The sequence below is a fragment of the Pseudomonas sp. RAC1 genome (assembly GCF_030658255.1).
GTDB classification, from domain to species: Bacteria; Pseudomonadota; Gammaproteobacteria; order Pseudomonadales; family Pseudomonadaceae; genus Aquipseudomonas; species Aquipseudomonas boreofloridensis.
The window spans coordinates 316,069-335,488 of the sequence record NZ_JAUTXS020000038.1 but is presented as its reverse complement, the minus strand read 5'-3'; the positions used below and the strand labels follow the sequence as shown (position 1 = coordinate 335,488).

Below are 19,420 nucleotides of genomic sequence, written 5' to 3'. Positions count from 1 at the left end.
CTTGAGGCGTAAATAAAGGAAAAGCTGATGTCGGATCGCGAAACGGCGCGCCTGCATGCCGACACGCCGCAGCTCAGCGTCAGATCTTCGACAGGTGCGCAGGCGGCGAGTCTGCGCTTGTTGCGCCAGTCGCAAGCTGACACGCCAAGGATCTTGCGCCACCGCACGCACACCGATGAAATCAGCCGCACGGTCCGTGAGTACGGACCACGGCCCTTGCGCACCTCGGAGGGTGGGCCCACGCTGGCCGATGCCACCGTCCACCTCGCTCTGGGCGGCCAAACGTTGGCCCTGCACAGCGTTGATGGCGATACGTCGCTAGCGCTCGTCGATGGTGCCGGGCGCCCGTTGTGGACCTGCAATGCCCAGGGCACACGTCACTGGCACGATTACGAGCGCCCCGAACAAGGCGCGCGACGCCACGCGCTGTTCGAGCAAGCGGCGGCGGGCTTGCCGCGCATGCGCGAACGCTTGATTTATGCACCGGTGACCGACGCTCAACGCGCACGCAACAGGGCCGGCGCCGTCATGGAGCATTTCGACGATGCCGGACTGACCCGTACTGTCGCGCTGGCGCTCACCGGACAGCCGCTGGAGCAGCGGCAGTGCCTGTTGCAGGTGCAAGTGGATCAGCCTGACTGGACCGAGGGCCCTGAAGACGATCTCGAGACCGATGTGCATACCGCCCTCTGCGATTACGATGCTACCGGCGAACTGCTGAACCGTACCGACGCCGTCGGCCTGACACGTTCTATCGAGCGCGATATCAGTGGCGCCGTCTATCGCACCCGCCTACGGCAAGGCGATCGGGAAGCCCTGGCGCTGGCCGACGCCACGCGCAGTGCGGACGGCAAGGTCGTAAAGCACGAGTCAGGCAACGGAGTGGTCGATCACTATCGTTACTCACCGTTGGACCACCGCCTGATCCAACACCATACCGCACGCCCGGCCGACCACCCGCTCGGCTACCTGCTGATCAGCGACTTGCATTACCGCTACGACCCGGTCGGTAATCTGCTCGAGCTGGACGATCAGGGCGCTGATCCGCAATGGCATGGCAATCAGCGCACAGACGGTCTGCGCGAGTATGCCTACGACACCCTGTACCGCCTGATCGACGCCAGCGGCCGCGAGCGCACTCCCGTGGCAGGTTATGGGTCACCGGCCTTCGGCGCCGCCGACCGTCAAGGTGGCAGCGTCTGGACACCCTACCGGGAGCACTACGTCTACGACGACGGCGACAACCTGACCACCCTCGTTCACAACGGCGGCAGCGGCCAGCGCTCCCGCCAGTTGCGTGTCTCGACGCACAGCAACCGGGCGCTGCCCGAAGGGCACGGGCTCACCCCAGACACCGGCTTCTTCGCAGGCGGCTTGCAGAAGCAGACGGTCGATGGCCGGGCGCTGACCTGGCGCACCGATAACCAGTTGGCCGAGGTCACGCTGGTGACCCGTGCCCGCGAAGCGATGGATGACCGCGAACAGTATCGCTACGCCGATGGGGGCACCCGACGGCGCAAGATCAACACCGTGCAAGTGGCCGGTGCCGCGCAGACCACTGTGACCACTTACCTGGAAGACTGCGAGTTGCGCATCAGAACACGCGACGGCCAGCCCGCGGCGCAACGCCATGTGCTGATCAGTGAAGCCGAGGGGGTGCGCTGGATACAGGATCGGGTGCACGGCAAGACCTACCTGCGCTACGCCTTCACCGATCATCTGGGTAGCGGCGTGGGTGAAACGGATGAAGCGGGCAACGTCGTATCGCGCGAAGAGTTCGCGCCCTATGGTGAGAGTACCGGCCTGGACGAACCCGCCGCGGAAGTCGATGGGCTGAGACGGCGAACCCAGCGGTATGCGGGCAAGGAGCTCGACGCCAGTGGGCTTTATTACTACGGCTGGCGCTATTACCAGGCGGGGTCATGCCGGTGGTTGAGTGCCGATCCGAGCGGGTTGGTGGACGGTGTGAACCTTTACACTGCGAATACCAGCAACCCCCTGCGCTACGCCGATAATGATGGCCGGATTCCAGAGGACACGACGGGTCAAGAGGCCGTCCCGACAAGCACCGAATCGTCTGACTCGTTGGCGCCAGGCCCGTCGTGGCAACAGATAATTGCGCGTATTGCAGTCGCCACGACAGCGCTGACCTTGCTAAAGAAACTCATTACGATCATTGGCGTTTACCGAGGCGGTCTAGGGTTTCGACATACCACTGGGGAAATCTCCAGAGGCTTGAAATACAGTATGCGCTCGCTCTCATTCAACCTGAACTCAGCTGCGTTCATCGCCGGGCTGGCAAGCACGGTATCAGCGACGACGTTCGTGGCCGCTTCTGCGGCGAGGGTGAGTCACGACACGGCGAACGACATCGCGAATACCACTGTCGGACTCAGTGTGAGCGAGCAGATTTTTACCATTGTCGGGCTCCTGAATGACATGCGCCACGGCGAGTTCCCCACTATTCGAGACCTGTTTCCCAAAATCGAGATTCCAGAGGACGTTCCGGCGGCAGGTGAAGCTTGGACTCACCACGGCTCACGCGTGCCTACACCAGCACGTGATCAAGATTTCGCATTAGTAAGCACGACGCTGGAGGGCATGCCTGAAGCGCATACCGTGACAGTCAACATCAACAGCACCAGCACCAGCACCAGCCCGGTGAGTATCGGCACCGTGAACGTGATTACCGGAACCCAGAACATCGGCAGGCAGACCGTTCTAAACATCACAGACCCAGAGGGCACTGCGCCGAGCGCCAGCCTGGTATCCGACCGCTCAGCGCATAGCACGCCCCAGCAACTTCACCGACGCAAGAACCTCGCTCATCGCGATCCGCCCAGTAGACGCGCATCATTATGAGGCATCGCTCCACAGTCACATGATCACTCGCGTACGACACGGGCGTCGGGGCAACCTCATGCCCCCTCCAACATCGCCATCAAATCACTCAACCGATCCACCTTGGCCTCATCCAGCGCACTGTCGCGCACCCCTTCGACGTACTGTGCCAATGCCTCCACCGTGCTGCACTCGAACATCGCCCGCAGCGGCACGTTGAGTTGCAGACGCTTCTGCACCCGCGAGGCGATCTGCGTGGCCAGCAGCGAGTGCCCGCCCAGCTCGAAGAAATTGTCGTGTACCCCGACCCGCTCGACCCTGAGCACTTCGGCCCAGATGTCGGCCAAGGTCTGCTCCAGTTCACTGCGCGGCGCCAGATAGTCTTGCTGGTGCTGACCACCGATCTCGATGGCCGGCAGCGCCTTGCGGTCGAGCTTGCCGTTGGCGTTGTGCGGCAGGCTCTCGAACCAGCCCCAGTGCAGCGGCACCATGTACTCGGGCAGTTCGGCGCGCAGGCGCTGCTTGAGCTGGTCGAGCAGCGCGGTATCGGCCGACACGCCCTGATGCGCCACCAGGTAGCCCACCAGATGCTTGCCGTTGACACCCTCCTGCACGCCGACCGCGACGTCGCGCAGTTCAGGTTGCTCGTGCAGACGTGCCTCGATCTCACCCAGTTCGATGCGGTAGCCGCGAATCTTCACTTGATGGTCGATGCGTCCGACATATTCGAGCACGCCATCGGCGCGCCGCCGTGCCAGGTCGCCCGTACGATACAGGCGTTCGCCCGGCGCGCCGTGTGGGTGCGGGATAAAGGCCAAGGCCGTGCGGGCCGGATCGCCGACATAGCCGCGACCAACACCCGTGCCAGCCACGCACAGCTCGCCCACCGCGCCCAACGGCACCAGGGTCTGCTCCTCGCCATAGAGGTACAGGCGGTTGTTGTCGGTCGGCGTGCCGATGGGCAGGTAGCTGCCGCGCGTCGATTCGACATCGACGCGGAAGAACGCCACATCGTCCGAGCACTCTGCCGGACCGTAGGCGTTGACCAGACCGATCCCTGGATACCGCGCCAACCACTGCGCTGCCAGCTCCGGCGGCATCGCTTCGCCTGTAGGCAGCATCCAGCGCAGGCCATCCAGCGCTTGATGGTCGTTGGCCAGCATGCCCTGGATCAGCGACGGCACGCTTTCCAACACGGTGATGCCGCGTGACTGCACGTGCGCCAGCAAACCTTGCGGGTCGTGGGCGATGGCATTGGGCACGATCTCGACGCAGGCGCCGAACAGCGGCGCAGCGAGGAACTGCCACACCGAGATGTCGAAGCTCTGCGACGCGGTCTGCGCGATCACGTCGTGCTCGTCCAAGGCCAGGTAAGGCACCTTGCTCAGTTGATTGTTGAGCATGCCGCGCTGCTCGACCATCACCCCCTTGGGCAAGCCGGTGGAGCCGGAGGTGTAGATGACGTAGGCGAGGTTGTCCGGGGCACTGTAGAGACCTGGATCGTGACTGGCCACCTGACCGGCCTGGACCTCTTCCCACACCAGCAGATGCGGTCGCGTCACGCTGCCCAGTTCATCGAGCAACTGGCGCGCCTGCTCGGCACAGGCGGCGCTGCACACCAGCACCGGCGTGCGGCTCAGTTCGACGATGCGCTGCAAACGGACCGACGGCAGGCCCGGATCCAGCGGCAGGTATCCGGCCCCGGCCTTGAAGCTGCCAACGATCATCCCCAGCAGCGGCAAGCCGCGTTCGGCCAGCAGCGCGACCGGCTGATCGACGCCCACGCCAATTGCCTGAAGCGCGTGTCCCAGGCGGTTGGCTGCCAGATTCAGCCCAGCATAGTCGTAGGACGCTTCCAGGCAGCGCGCAACCGTGCGCTGCGGATGCGCCGCCACCCGCGCCTCGAACAGCGCCACGTAGCTCTGCTCCAGCGTGTAGGCATGCTCGGTACGGTTGCAGTCCTCGAGCAGGAAGCGCTGTTCTTCGGCGCCGAGCAGCGGCAAGGCATCCATCTGACCATCGAAGCCCTCGACCAGCGCCAGCAGCAGCCGCTTGAACTCGGCCAGCAGGCGCTCGACGGTGGCGTGATCGAAGTAACGCTGGTCGAACGACAGGTGCAGCCCCAGGTCGTCGCCCGGATAGCACACCGCCGTCAGCGGGAAGTTGGTGTGGGTGCGACCGGAATCGGAACTGGCATTGAAGTGCTGGGCATGATCGAGTACGGCGGTCTCGACCGGCGCGTTCTCGAACACGAACAGGCTGTCGAACAGCGGCTGGCCCTTGGGCAGCGCACTGCACTCCTGGATGGCAACCAACGGCAAGTACTCGTATTCGCGCAGTTGCATGTTGCGTTCGAGCAGCCCTTGCAGCCACTGGCGCACGCTCAGGCGATCGCCGGCAGCGGGCAGTTGCACGCGCAAGGCGATGCTGTTGATGAACAGCCCGACCGTGCGCTGCATCTGCGGCAAGCTCACCGGACGACCGGCCACGGTCACCCCGAACAGCACGTCGCGCTCACCGCTGTAGCGCGCCAGCACCAGCGCCCAGGCGGCCTGAGCGAAGGTGTTGACGGTCAACTGGTGGGCCTGGGCCAGTTCGCGCAGACGCACCCCTTCACTGGCCTGCAGGCGGGTGTAGCAATCACCGACGAGCATGCCGTCACCGGCGTGGTCATGACGCAGCGGACGGTCGCTGGGAATGGCCGTGGCCCGCTCGAAACCGGCCAGGTTGGCCTGCCACCAGCGACGCGCCTCGTCCAGGTCCTGACGCTGCAGCCAGCCGATGTAGTCGCGGTAACGCGGCGGCACCGGCAACTGCGCCGTGCGGCCTTCACCGAGCGCCTGGTAGAGCTCGAAGAAGTCGTTCATCAGCAGCGAGCGGCACCAGGCATCGATGAGGATGTGGTGGTTGCTCATCATGAACCAATAGCGCGCGTCGGCGACCCGCACCAGGCGCAGATGGAACGGCGCCTCGCGCAGCAACTCGAAACCCGCTTCGCGTTCCTGCTGGTGCAGGGCTTGCAAGCGCGCCTCCTGGGCGGCGTCGTCCAGGTCGCGCCAGTCCTGGTAGTCCAGCGGCGTGTTGCCGGGTTTGTGGATGATCTGCAGCATCGCTTCACCGGCGTTCCAGCTGAACGACGCGCGCAGCGCCTCGTGCCGTGCGACCACGGCCTGCCAGGCCTGGGCGAAACGCGCAGGGTCCAGCTCGCTGTTGATGCGGTAGCGATCCTGCATGTAGTAAATGCCAGTGCCCGGTTCGAGCAAGGTGTGCAACAGCAGCCCCTCCTGCATGGGCGTCAGCGGATAGACATCTTCGATGTCCGCGGCGGGCACCGGCAGCGCGTCGATCTGTTCCTGGGTCAGGCGAGCCAATGGGAAGTCCGACGGCGTGAAGCTGCCATGGCCTTCGACCAGGCAATGCTCGACCAGCGCCAGCAGTTCCTCACGGTAGGCCTCGGCCAGCGCGGCGATGCTGGCCTCGTCGTAGCGTTCGCGGCTGAAGGTCCAGCGCAACTGCAAGGCGCCGCCATAGACCTGGCCATCGACACTCAGCCAGTTCGGCAGTGGTGCCTCCAGGTCATGGGCCAAGCCGGCCGGCGCGTCCAGCGGCTGGAACAGTGCGGCGTCATCGAACTGCTGGTCGAACTGCCCCAGGTAGTTGAAGGTGATGCGCGCCTGCGGCAGTGCAGCCATGCGTTCGCGCAGCGGTGCATCGGCCAGGTAGCGCAGCACGCCGAAGCCCAGCCCCTTGTGCGGCACCTGGCGCAGTTGCTCCTTGATCGCCTTGATCGAGGCAGCGCGAGCGCTGTCGTCATCGCCGACCACCGGGCTCAGGCTCAGCGGATAGGCATTGGTGAACCAGCCGACACTGCGGGTCAGGTCGATGTCTTCGAACAGTCCCTCGCGGCCATGGCCTTCGAGCTGCACCAGCGCGTGCGCTTCGCCGCTCCAGCGGCACAGGGTGCGCGCCAGCGCGGTGAGCAGCAGGTCATTGACCTGCGTACGGTAGGCCGCAGGCGCCTGTTGCAGCAGTTGGCGGGTCTGCTCGCGGTCCAGGGCGATCGCCAGGGTACGGGCGTGTCGGTGCAGGTTGCCGCCCTGCGGGTGATCGCACGGCAGTTCGCGCACCACGCCGCTCAACTGGGCGTCCCACCAGTCCAGCTCGTCACGCAGCGAATCGCTGCCGGCGTAATGGGTCAGTCGGGCAGCCCAGTCGCCCGGCGCATGGGTCTTGGCCGGCACACGGTGACCCCGGTACAGCGTCTGCAGGTCTTCAAGGAGCACACGCCAGGACACACCATCGACCACCAGGTGATGGATCGCCAGCAGCAGACGTTGCTGCCCGGCGTCGTCGGTGAGCAGCAGACCGCGCAGCAGCGGCCCTGCGGTCAGGTCCAGGCTGCGCTGGGCGTCGTCGTACAGCGCCTGGCAATCGGCAAAATCGGCTACCGTTGCCGTCCACAGCAGCGGCTCAGTGCTGGCAGCGGCGTACTCGCCCTGCCATTGCCCATGCGCCTGGGTGAAGCGCAGGCGCAGGCTGTCGTGGTGCTGCACCAGCGCGGCCAGCGCCGCTTCGAGACGCTCGGCCTGCAACGGCTGGCGCACTTCGAGCAGCAGCGCCTGGTTCCAGTGCTGCGGTTGCGGCACGTCGCTGTCGAAGAACCAGTGCTGGATCGGGGTCAGGCCAATACGGCCCTGGCGAGCGCCCTGCTCCACCTGGGTCGGCGCCGTGCCCTCGGTCACGACCTCGGCCAGGGCCAGGATGGTCTGGTGCTGGAACAGGTCGCGCGGGGTGAACTGCAAGCCCAACTGGCGGGCGCGGCTGACCACCTGGATCGACAGGATCGAATCGCCGCCCAGCTCGAAGAAGTTGTCCTGCACACCGACACGGGAAACGTTCAACACCTCGCGCCAGACCTGCGCCAATTGCACTTGCCGCGCGGTGGTCGGCGCCAGGTAGTGCTGCCCGGCCTGTTCGAGGTCAGGCGCCGGCAGCGCGCGACGGTCGAGCTTGCCGTTGCCCATCAGCGGCAGGCGCTCCAGCAGCACCAGGTGCGCGGGCACCATGTAGTCCGGCAGGTGCTGGCGAGCCTGCACCTTCACGGTTTCGCGCAGGTGCGCCTGGGCTTCACTGCCCGCCGTGGCCTGCGGGCAGACCAGGTAGCCGACCAACTGCTTGCCACCGGGCAGGTCGAGGGCCAGGACAACCGCCTGTTCGACGTCGGGATGACTTTGCAGGCAGCTTTCGATCTCGCCCAACTCGATGCGGAAACCGCGGATCTTCACCTGCTGGTCGGCGCGACCGATGTACTCCACCAGGCCGTCGGCGCCCAGGCGCACCAGATCGCCGGTGCGATACAGGCGTCCACCGTGATGGCTGAACGGGTCGGCCACGAAACGCTCGGCCGTGAGCCCTGCACGGTCGTGGTAGCCCTGGGCAAGCCCGGCGCCGCCGATGTACAACTCGCCGATACCGCCTTGGGGCAACAGCGCCAGGTCTTCGTCGAGGATATACCCGGTGCGCGCACCGACCACACGACCGATCGGCACGCTGCCGGCATCGCTGGGCACTGTCTGCGGCGCCAGGCAGGCCAGTGGCATGACGACCGTCTCGGTGGGGCCATAGGCATTGAACACCTGCTGCGGCACGAAGGCCTGGCGGATACGCTGCAGGTGCTCGCCGGTCAGCGCCTCGCCACCGGTGATCACCAGCCGCACCGGTAGCGCCTCGCCACGGCTGGCGAGGAACTGCGCCAGTTGGCTGCCATAGCTCGGGGTGAAGCCCAGAATGCTCACCCGCTGCTCGCGCGCCAGTTCGCAGATCTCCTCGGCGCCCCACTGCCCTTGCGCACGCAGCACCACCCGGGCGCCGCACAACAGCGGCGTCAGCAGGCGCTCGGTGGCCGCGTCGAAGTTGATCGAATAGAAGTGCAACTCGCAGTCGTCGCTGCGCATGCCGAAGTCGGCGATCACCGCCTGGCAGTGCATGGCGATCTCGCCGTGGCTGACCACCACGCCCTTGGGCTGGCCGGTGGAGCCCGAGGTGTAGATCAGGTAGGCCGAGTGCTGCGCCAGGTTGAGGTTGTCCAGCGCAGCGTCGCTGTGGGCGGACAGCGACGCCGCATCGTCTTCCAGGCTCCAGGTGGCCACGCCTTCGGGCAGCTCGCCGAGGGTAAGGAGCAAGTCGCGCGAGGCGATCAGCAGGCCCAGGCGACTGTCCTGGATCATGTAGTGCAGGCGCTCGAGGGGGTATTCCGGGTCCAGCGGCACATAGGCACCACCGGCCTTGAGAATCGCCAGCAGCCCCACCACCATCTCCAGCGAGCGCTCCAGCGCCAGCCCGACGCGCACCTGCGGTCCCACCCCACGCTCACGCAAGGCCCGCGCCAGGCGGTTGGCCTGCTGGTCGAGCTCGGCATAGCTCAGGTGCCGACCGGCGAAGGTCAGCGCCAACGCCTGGGGCGCACGCGCGACCTGGGCGGCGAACAAGCCATGCAGCGTCTGATCGAGGTCGAAGTCCTGCTCGCCTTGCAACTGACCGATCAGCACCTGCTGCTCGGCGTCCGTCAGCATCGGCAACTGGCACAGGCGCTGCCGGTCATCGTCGAGCAGCCCGCTCAACACGTGCTGCAAGTGCTCGGCCATGCGCGCGATGCGCGGTTGGTCGAACAGGTCATGGCTGTAGGTGAAGCAGCAGCCCAGGCGACCGTCCAGGTCGGTGACTTCCAGGTACAGGTCGAACTTGGTGGCGCTGGCATCGTTGACCAGATAGTCCACCTGCATGCCGGCCAGGCTGCGGCTTTGCTGGAAGGCCCAGCGCTGGACGTTGCACATCACCTGGAACAGCGGGTTGTAGGCGCTGCTGCGCGGCGGCTGCAGGGCCTCGACCAACTGGTCGAACGGCAGGTCCTGGTGCGACTGCCCGTCGATGACGGTCTGGCGCACCTGGTCGAGCAGTTCGGCAGCGCTCATCTGCCCGTCCAGCTCGCAACGCAGCACCTGGGTGTTGAGGAAGGCGCCGATCAGCCCTTCGCTTTCCGGGCGGATACGGTTGGCCACCGGCGCGCCGATGCGCAGGTCGCGCTGACCGCTGTAGCGGTGCAGCAACACGGCCAGGGTCGCCGTCATGGTCATGAACATCGTCAGCCCGCGCTGGCTGTTGAAGGCATGCACCCGCTCGACCAGTGCCGGGTCGAGGTCGAAGCGGTACAGCCCGCCGCGATGACTTTGCACCGCCGGCCGCGGACGATCGGCGGGCAGCGCCAGCACGGGGTGCTCGTCGCCCAGACGGTCTTTCCAATAGGCCAACTGACGCGCGCCCTCACCGGCGTCCAGCCACTGACGCTGCCACAGGCTGTAGTCCAGGTACTGCACCGGTAGCGGCGCCAGGGGCGATTCGCGCTCGTCGACGAAGGCTTCGTAGAGCTCACCCAGTTCGCGGGCGAAGATGTCCATCGCCCAGCCCTCGGTGACGATATGGTGCAGGGTCAGGACGAAGTAGTGCTCGCGCGCCTCGGTCTTGACCAGGCACGCTCGCAGCAGCGGGCCACGCTCCAGATCGAAGGGCTGGTGCGCCTGCTCGTCGGCCAGTCGCTGCAAGCGCGGTTGACGACTGTTCGCCGGCAGCGCGCTGAAGTCCTGCCATTGCAGGCGCAGGCCGGCGTCATCGGCCACGCACTGGTAGGGCTTGCCGTCGATGCTGGGGAAGGTGGTGCGCAGGGTTTCGTGACGCGCGACCAGCGCCTGCAAGGCCCGCTCGAAGGCGTCCACGTGCAAGGCTCCGCGCAGGCGCGCCATGCCGCCGACGTTGTACGCGGGGCTGTCCGGCTCCATCTGCCAGAGGAACCACATGCGCTGCTGGGAGTACGACAGTGGCACGGCCTGGCGGCGATCGACACGGGCGATCGGCCCCTGCAGGTTGCGTCCGCCTGCCGCCTGGATGCGCGCGATCTCGGCGCAGAACGCACCCAGCTCGCTGGCCTCGAACAGGCTCTTGAGCGGCAGCTCGACATCGCAGGCCTGGCGGCAGCGCGAGACGATCTGGGTGGCCAGCAGCGAATGGCCGCCGAGGGCGAAAAAGTCGTCCTGCAGACCGACCTGCGGCAGGTTCAGCACTTCGCGCCAGACCGCCGCCACTTGCCGTTGCAGTGCGCTGTGCGGCTCGACGTGCGCGTGCTGCTGCCAGACCGGCGCCGGCAGGGCCCGCCGGTCGATCTTGCCGCTCGGCCCCAGCGGCATCTGCGCCAGGTGGATCAATTGGGCGGGCACCATGTACGCCGGTAGGTGCTGACTCAGGTGGGCCAGCAGCGCGTCACTGCATTCGACACCACTGTAGTAACCGATCAGTTGCGCGCCGACGGCATCCTGGTGAATCAACACCAGCGCCTGATCCACGCCGGGCTGGGCCAGCAACCGTGCCTGCACTTCCTCAGGCTCGACGCGGAACCCGCGTACCTTCACCTGCTGGTCGAGGCGTCCGAGGTAGTCCAGCGCGCCACTGTCCAGCCGCCAGCGGGCGCGGTCGCCGCTGCGGTACAGGCGCTGGCCATCGCCATCGGGCTGGGGCACGAAGCGCTCGGCGGTCAGCCCTGGACGGCCCAGGTAGCCGCGGGCCAGGCCCGCACCGCCCAGGCACAACTCGCCCGGCACGCCGAGGGCGGTCGGCTCGAACTGATCGTCCAGCACCCGGCACAGCACATTGCCCAACGGCCGACCGATGGGCGAGCGCTCGCCGTCTTCGCGCCGACTGTGCCAGTGGGTGACGTTGATCGCGGTCTCGGTCGGACCATAGCGGTTATGCACCTGCACCTGTGGCAACAGCGCCAGGGCACGGTCACGCAGGCTGGCGGGCAATGCCTCGCCCCCGGAGAACAACCGGCGCAGAGAGGTGCAGCCGGCCGCCAGGGGTTCCTGAACGAACACCTGCAACAGCGGCGGCACGAAGTGCAGCGTGGTCACCCCATGCTGCTGCACCAGCTCGGCGATACGGCGAGGGTCGCGGTGCTCGCCGGGGCCGGCCAGCACCAGACGGCAGCCCGTGACCAGCGGCCAGAAGCATTCCCACACCGACACGTCGAAACTGATCGGCGCCTTCTGCATCAGCACATCGCTGGCATCGAGGGCGTAGGTCGCCTGCATCCAGCCCAGCCGTTCGGCCAGCGCTGCATGGGTATTGCCCACACCCTTGGGGCGACCGGTGGAACCGGAGGTATAAATGACGTAGGCCAGATGCTCGCCTTCCAGGTGCAGACCCGGCGCCTGGTTCGGCCAGCTGTCCAGGTGCAACTGGTCCAGGGCGATGGTGCTGACGCCGTCCACCTGTGGCAGGCGTTCGCGCAGATGACTCTGGCTCAGCAGCAGACTCGCGCCGCAATCGGCCAGCATGTAGGCCAGGCGTTCGGCCGGGTAATCGACGTCAAGCGGTACGTAGGCACCGCCAGCCTTGAGGATCGCCAGCAGACCGATCAGCAACTGCGGCGAGCGCTCCACGGCGATGGCCACGCAGGTGTCGGGGCCGACGCCTTTGTCGCGCAGGTAATGGGCCAGGCGGTTGGCCTGCTGGTGCAGGCTGGCGTAGTCCAGTTCACCGTCCTCCCAGACCAGGGCAATGCGCTCGGGGGTCAGGCGGGCCTGTTCGTTGAGTCGTTCGACCAACAGAGCAGCCGGCGCTTGGCACGGCGCCTGCCCCCAGGCGAGCAGTTGGGCGTTGTCGGCCTCGTCGAGCAGGCGCACCTCGCCGATGGGCAGGCTCGGCTGGGCACACACCTGTTCCAGCAGCGCCAGCAGGTGCTGCGCCAGACGCTCGACGGTACTCGCGTCGAACAGCTCGGCAGCGTAGTCGAAGGCCAGCGACAGGCGGCCTTGGTGGTCCTGCTCGCTGTGCAACTGCAGGTCGAACTTGGCCTCGCGGCTGTGCCAGGGCAACTCATCGGCCAGCAGGCCAGGCAGACGACGCAGGGCCGACAGATCGCGCTGCTGGTGATTGAACATGACCTGGAACAGGCCCTGCTCGCGGGCCTGAGGCAATGCTTCGAGCAGTTGCTCGAACGGCAGATCCTGATTGGCCTGGGCATCGAGGGTGCGGGTGCGGACCTGCGCCAGCAACTGGTCGAATGCGGTGCGCCCATCGAGCTCGGCGCGCAGCACCTGGGTGTTGATGAAGAAGCCGACCAGGCCCTGGGTGTCCAGGCGCGGACGGTTGGCATTGGGCACCCCGACGCGGATGTCGGTTTGGCCGGTGTAGCGCTGCAGCAGCGCCTGCCAGCCGGCCAGCAGCACCATGAACAGGCTCGCCTGATGGTCGCGCCCCAGGCCTTCGAGCGCCTGGGCCAGCGCATTGGGCACCTTCACGGTCAAGCGCGCGGCACGCTGTTCACGTTGCGCCGAGCGGGGATGGTCGGTGCACAGGTCGAGCACCGGCGGCTGCTCGCCCAACTGCTCGGTCCAGAACTGCAACTGACGTGCGCCCTCGCCTTGCGCCAGCCACTGGCGCTGCCAGGTGCCGTAGTCGGCATACCCCAGTGGCAAGGGCGCCAGGTGCACGGGTTGACCCTGGCAGTGACCCGCGTACAGGCGGGCGAACTCGTCGAGCAGGATATTCAACGACCAGCCATCGGCGACGATGTGGTGCAAGGTCACCCAGAGCTGATGCTCGTCATCGGCCAGGCGCACCAGGGTCACCCGCAGCAGCGGGCCTCGACCCAGGTCGAAGGGCTGAACGGCCTCGTGCTCACGGCGGTTGGCCACTTCACTGGCCGGCAGCCCTTCACAGTCCAGGTGCTGCAGGCTGAACTCGACCTGCGGCTGCACCTGTTGCAATGCCTGGCCATCGATTTCGCTGAAGCGCGTGCGCAGTGCTTCGTGACGATTGACCAGCGCCTGGAAGCTCGCCTGCACGGCAGCCGGATCCAGCTCGCCACGCAGACGCAGCCCGGCCGGGATGTTGTAGGCCGCCGACTCGGGCGCCAGTTGCCACAGCAACCACAAGCGGTTCTGCGCCAGCGACTGTGGCAGGGGCTGGGCGCGGTCGAGGGCGGCAATGGCGCCGCTGCCCTGCTCGCCGGACGCCAGCAGTGCCGCCACCGCTGCGCTGTAGTCGGCCAGCAACGGGGCTTCGAACAGGGTCCGCAGACTCAGCGTCACGCCCAGCTCCTCGGACAGCCGCGCCGTGACCTGGGTGGCCGCGATGGAGTTGCCGCCCAGCAGCAGGAAATGATCATCCGCCGCGACCGACTCGACGCCCAGCTGTTCGCGCCACACCTCAGCGATGCGGGCGTGCAGGGTGTCGAGGGTCGCTGCTGGTGTGCTCGCAGTCGGCGTGTCCGGGAAGCGGGCGTAGCAATCCAGGCTGCCGTCGTGCAGGCGCTGACGGCATGCCGAGCGCTGCAACTTGCCGCTGGAGGTCTTGGGCAGCGCGCCCGGGTTGAGCAGCAATACCACGGCCGGTGCCTGGCGGCAGGCGTCGGCGACCACCTGGCGCAGGGTCTTTATCAGTACCTCAGGCGCCACGGCCTTCTGCACGTTGCGACTGATCTCTACCGCTACGCCAATGGCTTCCTCGCCGTTGTCGTCCACCGCGAACACCGCCACCCGGCCTTTGCGCAGACCCTCGACGGCTGTTTCGAGGGTTTTCTCCAGGTCCTGCGGATACAGGTTCTGACCGCGCACGATCAGCATGTCCTTCAGGCGTCCGCTGACGAACAGCTCGCCGGCGCGCATGAAGCCCAGGTCGCCAGTGCGCAGCCAGGTCTGGCCATCCTGCTCGACGAAGGTGCGCGCGCTGGCCTCGGGGTTGCGCCAGTAGCCCCGGGCGATACTCGGGCCTGTCGCCCAGATTTCGCCCACCTGGCCGTCGTCCAGGAGGGTCATTTGCTGCGGTTCGACGATACGCACGGCATGACCTGGCTGCGGGTAACCGCAACTTATCAGCACGCTGCCTGTGCCCGGTTCGGCGCGGTGGGCGGCGAAGGCGTCGGCATCCAGCGCCAATGCCGCAATGCCCTGACCGCGTCGGCTGCCACTGACGAACAGGGTCGCCTCGGCCAGCCCGTAGCTGGCGAAGAAACTGCTCGGCAGGAAACCGCAGGCGGCGAATTTGTCGGCGAAGGTGTCGAGGCTGTCCTGGCGAATCGGCTCGGAACCGGAGTAGGCCACCCGCCAGCGACTGAGGTCGAGCCCGGCCAAGGCGGCTTCGCTGACCCGCTCGCAGCACAGGCGATAGGCGAAGTCGGGGCCGCCGCTGATGGTGCCGCCGTAGTCGCTGATCGCCTGCAACCAGCGCAGCGGCCGGGCCAGGAAGTAGCCGGGCGACATCAGCACACAGGGCACACCACTGAAGATCGGCTGCAGCAGACCGCCGATCAGGCCCATGTCGTGGTACAGCGGCAACCAACTGACGATCACATCATCGGGGTTGAGGTCGATGCCGAAGCCGTGGCGGATCAGTTGTTCGTTGGCAACCAGGTTGCCATGGCTGACCTGCACGCCCTTGGGCAACGCGGTGGAGCCGGAGGTGTACTGGAGGAAGGCGATATCGTCGCTGGACAACGTCGGTGCCTGCCAGGTGACGGCGAGGTCCGCCGCGAGCGCGTCGACCGCCAGCAGCGCCGGGGCATCCTGCGCGGACAATGCCTCGAGCCCGCGCAGGCTGTCGTGCAGGCTCTGCACGGTCAGCAACAGGCGCGGCTGGGCGTCGTCGATGATCGACAGCAGGCGCTGCTGATGATGCTGGCGCGAGGACTCCGGCGGATAGGCCGGCACGGCGATCACCCCGGCGTACAGGCATCCGAAGAACGCCGCGACGTAGTCCGGGCCGCTGGGGAACAGCAGGATCGCCCGGTCGCCCAGGCTCGCGCGGGTCTGCAGCGCCGCCGCGATGGTGCGTGCCCGCAGGTCCAGCTCACGGTAGCTGAGCACCGCCTGGTCGCTCGGATCGTCGGCGAGAAAGCGCAGGGCGATCCGGTCCGGGGTGGCCGCAGCGCGTTGCGCCAGGGCCTGGACCAGCGTGAGCGGGAGTTCGAAGGCGTCCGTCATGGAGTGTTCCTGCCAGTGTCTGGATGGGGCGAGCCGGGGCCGGGCCCGGTGCTGGGGGCACGACGGGCGGCGGCAGGCGGCGGCTGGATGTACACAGGGGAACGGATGGGCAGTGGAAATAATTAGAAACGTCGCAAGGTGTTCAAGCCACCTTCACAGAGCGGTCACGCGCGCGGTTCAGCTTAGATCGAGAGCGAATAGAGACTCACTCACTTCTGTATTTGACAATCATTATCATTACGAATAGTTTGTCGCACGTTGCAGGGAGCACGCTTTCACGTTGTGCATCCTTTTCCTTTAGAGACCAGGTGATTTCCATGGCGGAACAACTATCCACAAGTAAGTGCGATTCACCACTGCTCCAGGCCTTCGTCGACAACCGCAGCATTCTCGTGAAGATCGCCGCCCGCATCACCGGGTGCCGCTCGCGCGCCGAGGATGTGGTGCAGGACGCCTTCTTCCGGCTCGGTTCCGCGCCGCAGATCACGTCGTCGTTCAAGGCCCAGCTCAGCTATCTGTTCCAGATCGTGCGCAACCTGGCCATCGACCACTATCGCAAGCAGACCATGGAGCTCAGGTACTCGGGCAGCGAGGAAGAGGGTCTGAACGTGGTGATCCAGAATGCTTCGCCAGAGGCCACCCACATCAACCTGGCCACCCTGGAGCACATCGCCGAGTCGCTCAACGAACTGCCCAAGCGCACCCGCTACGCCTTCGAGATGTACCGCCTGCACGGCGTGCCGCAGAAGGACATCGCCAAGGAGCTCGGGGTCTCGCCGACGCTGGTCAACTTCATGATCCGCGATGCCCTGATCCACTGCCGCAAGAACAGCCGCCAGGGCTGAGCGTCAAGGCCGCGGCGCCTGCACGGTGATGCGGTAGGGATCGAACAGTGCAGCCAAGGTGCCACGCTCGCGCAGGCGTTGCATCAGTTGCGCGAACGCCTCGGCACTGATCGGCGCACCGGGGCGCAGCAGCGCGTAGTGATGGTAGACCTGATCGACACGTTGCGAAGCCAGCAACTCGGTGGCCTTGGCCGGATTGCGCTTGAGGTAGTCGCTCAGGTAGGAGCGCGTCACCAGCGCAATGTCGACGCGACCGTGCTGGACCATCGACAGGTTACTGTCGTGGGAGTAGGTGAGATTGGCCTGATAAGCCTTCTTCAGGTAATCCGGGTCGGCATTGAAGTCGGCGAACGCATAGTGATAGCCGCTGAACAGCGCCAGGCGCTTGCCCGCCAGTTCGTCGAAGTACGGCTGGTCGCGTCCCGGCTGGCGACGGGCAACGAACACCTCGGCATCCTCCAGCCCCATGTCCACGGCGCTGTGGGGGATCTGCTGCCAACCCCACTGCGGGTTTTCGAAGATCGCCATGTCGGTGCGGCCCTGCTGGAAGTCGCCGAAGCGCCGTGGGATCGAAGTCGGCACCAGGACGAAGCGGTAACCGGCCTGCAGTTGGTTGAGCGCCTCGGCCAGTTGCGGGAGCAGCCCGGTGTCGGCGCCCTGCTCCGGGCGCACCGTGTAGGGCGGGAAATGCGCTGCGCCGATGCGCACTTCGATCACCTCGGCAGCGTGGACTGCCCCGCCCACGCACAGTGCAGCGAGCATCAGCAACGATGGCAGGGCCTTGAGGCCGGGCAGAGGAATCACGGGAGACGCTCGATCACAGGGTGTTGACTTGGAAACGCCTAAGCTAGGCGTTTTCCCATCAGGGCACAACCGCTGCTTGCGCCAAAGTAGCGGCAATCTGCCAGGGGATGCCGTAAGGCTCGAGGATTGGCTACGCTCTAGGGGCCGCGACGCTGGAGCGCCCTGCAGACGTCGCGATCCCTAGGCGCTGAGCAAGGAAACCGGGTATGGGCCACTGGCTGGTCATCGATCTTGAAGCCACCACCGACGACGGTGGCTGGCCGGTCACCGACATGGAAATCATCGAGATCGGCGCGAGCCTGGTCACCCGCGAAGGGCGCGAGGTGGATCACTTCCAGCGCTTCGTCAAACCGCGTCGGCGCCCACAACTGACGCCCTTCTGCCGGCAGCTCACGCATATCAACCAGGCCAGCGTCGATGCAGCCGCGTCGTTCGCCGAGGTCTGGGCGCAGTTCGAGCGCTGGCTGGGCCATCACCGTCAGCAGTTGCAGGCCTGGGTTAGCTGGGGCGACTACGACCGTCTGCAATTGCTCCAGGAATGGCAGCACCATCAACTCGACAGCCTGCTCGCCCAAGTGCCGCACATCAACCTCAAGCAGCGCTTCGCCAAAGCCCGTCACTTGCAGCGACCCACCGGTCTGAACAGCGCCCTGCAACTGGCCGGACTGCAGTTCACCGGGCAGCAGCACCGGGCCCTGGAGGATGCACGCAACACCGCACGTTTGCTGCCCTTGAGCCTGCCGGCCAGCGGGGCCTGAAAGCAGATGACGGGCGCGCGGGGCTTGGGCATACTGGCCAGCCTTTTTCCAGACCCTGTTCAGGAGTGGCCCATGTTCCAGGTCAACGAGTACTTCAACGGCACCGTCAAGTCGATCGCCTTCAGCGGCGAAGAAGGTCCGGCCACCGTGGGCGTGATGGCCCCGGGCGAATACGAGTTCGGCACCGCCAAGCGCGAGATCATGCACGTGGTGTCCGGCGCGCTGACCGTCAAGCTGCCCGGCAGCGACACCTGGGAAACCTTCGCCGCCGGCACCCAGTTCAACGTGCCCGCCGACAGCAAGTTCCAGTTGCAGGTCAAGGTCGACACCGCCTACCTGTGCGAGTACCGCGACTGATCGCAGTGCAACCGCTGCACCTACCGGTGCAGCATCGGCGGCCGGTGCCGTTCGTCCAGGAACTGCGCCACCCGCTCGGCAGCCGTCTGCAGATGCTGCTCATGACTGAACCCGGACGCTTTCAGCGGCTTGAGGTCATGGTCACCCGCCACCAGCCAGCTCAGCTCGATCGCCGCTGACAGCGCGTAGCCCGCCACCGCCTCACGATTGCCCAACGCATCGCGCTCGCCCTGAACGATCAGCGTCGGCGTGCGCAACGCCGCCAGGTGCTCGACCCTGGGTTTCTGCGGCTTGCCCACGGCGTAGAACGGATAACCCAGGCAGACCAGCGCATCGGCAGCCAATTCGTCGGCCAGCAGACTGGCCATGCGCCCGCCCATGGACTTGCCGCCAATCGCCAGCGGTCCTGTGACTAATGGTCGCACCTGCCTGTACACCTCACGCCAACCCTCGAGCAGCACCGGCTGCGGATTGGGTGGGCGCTTGCCGCCGTTTATCCGCCGCTCGGCCATGTAGGAAAATTCAAAGCGAATGACGCCTACGCCAAGCCCCGCCAGCCTTAGCGCCATCGACTCCATGAACGCGCTGTCCATGGGCGCGCCGGCGCCATGGGCCAGGATCAAGCCCCACGAACACGTCTGATCCCCCCGAATTTGCGGGGGATCGACGCGCAAGCCTGGGATATTTCCCACTTGGGCCCATTGATCCGAATCAATACAGGCAAATTGCCCATCTTTCATGCTTGCCTCGCTGTTTAGCCTGCCTATAACCGTGGATGGGAACC

The 19,420-nt window shown here is 66.2% G+C and carries 7 protein-coding genes; 4 read left to right on the top strand and 3 right to left on the bottom strand.

The genetic code is table 11. The features are described from left to right. Positions 1-27 precede the first annotated feature (27 nt). Positions 28-2,862, top strand: coding sequence for an RHS repeat-associated core domain-containing protein (locus Q7C30_RS18875; RefSeq protein WP_317872375.1), 2,835 nt, complete (start codon positions 28-30; stop codon positions 2,860-2,862). 56 nt (positions 2,863-2,918) lie between these two features. On the opposite strand, the gene Q7C30_RS18870 is transcribed toward Q7C30_RS18875, so the two are convergent. Then, the gene (locus Q7C30_RS18870) at positions 2,919-15,872 is read right to left on the bottom strand and encodes a non-ribosomal peptide synthetase (RefSeq protein WP_317872374.1); all 12,954 of its coding nucleotides are present in this window, start codon (positions 15,870-15,872) and stop codon (positions 2,919-2,921) included. A 317-nt stretch (positions 15,873-16,189) separates the two neighbouring features. Between Q7C30_RS18870 and Q7C30_RS18865 the strand changes: the two genes are divergently transcribed. After that, complete coding sequence (locus Q7C30_RS18865; RefSeq protein ID WP_317872373.1) at positions 16,190-16,717, top strand: RNA polymerase factor sigma-70; 528 nt, start codon at positions 16,190-16,192, stop codon at positions 16,715-16,717. Positions 16,718-16,720: 3 nt separating this feature from the next. Here Q7C30_RS18865 and Q7C30_RS18860 read toward each other — a convergent pair whose 3' ends face one another. After that, the gene (locus Q7C30_RS18860; protein WP_295482188.1) at positions 16,721-17,521 is read right to left on the bottom strand and encodes a transporter substrate-binding domain-containing protein; all 801 of its coding nucleotides are present in this window, start codon (positions 17,519-17,521) and stop codon (positions 16,721-16,723) included. A 206-nt stretch (positions 17,522-17,727) separates the two neighbouring features. Here Q7C30_RS18860 and Q7C30_RS18855 point away from each other — a divergent pair, with 206 nt between their 5' ends. Continuing rightward, positions 17,728-18,279: an exonuclease domain-containing protein gene (locus Q7C30_RS18855; RefSeq protein ID WP_317872372.1), complete on the top strand. Its 552-nt coding sequence runs from the start codon at positions 17,728-17,730 to the stop codon at positions 18,277-18,279. A gap of 72 nt (positions 18,280-18,351) precedes the next feature. Beyond that, on the top strand, positions 18,352-18,636 hold the full coding sequence (locus Q7C30_RS18850) for a pyrimidine/purine nucleoside phosphorylase (RefSeq protein WP_029615045.1): 285 nt from the start codon (positions 18,352-18,354) through the stop codon (positions 18,634-18,636). 20 nt (positions 18,637-18,656) lie between these two features. Here the strand turns inward: Q7C30_RS18850 and Q7C30_RS18845 are convergent, their stop codons facing one another. After that, positions 18,657-19,376: an alpha/beta family hydrolase gene (locus tag Q7C30_RS18845; protein ID WP_317872371.1), complete on the bottom strand. Its 720-nt coding sequence runs from the start codon at positions 19,374-19,376 to the stop codon at positions 18,657-18,659. Between the last annotated feature and the right edge of the window lie 44 nt (positions 19,377-19,420).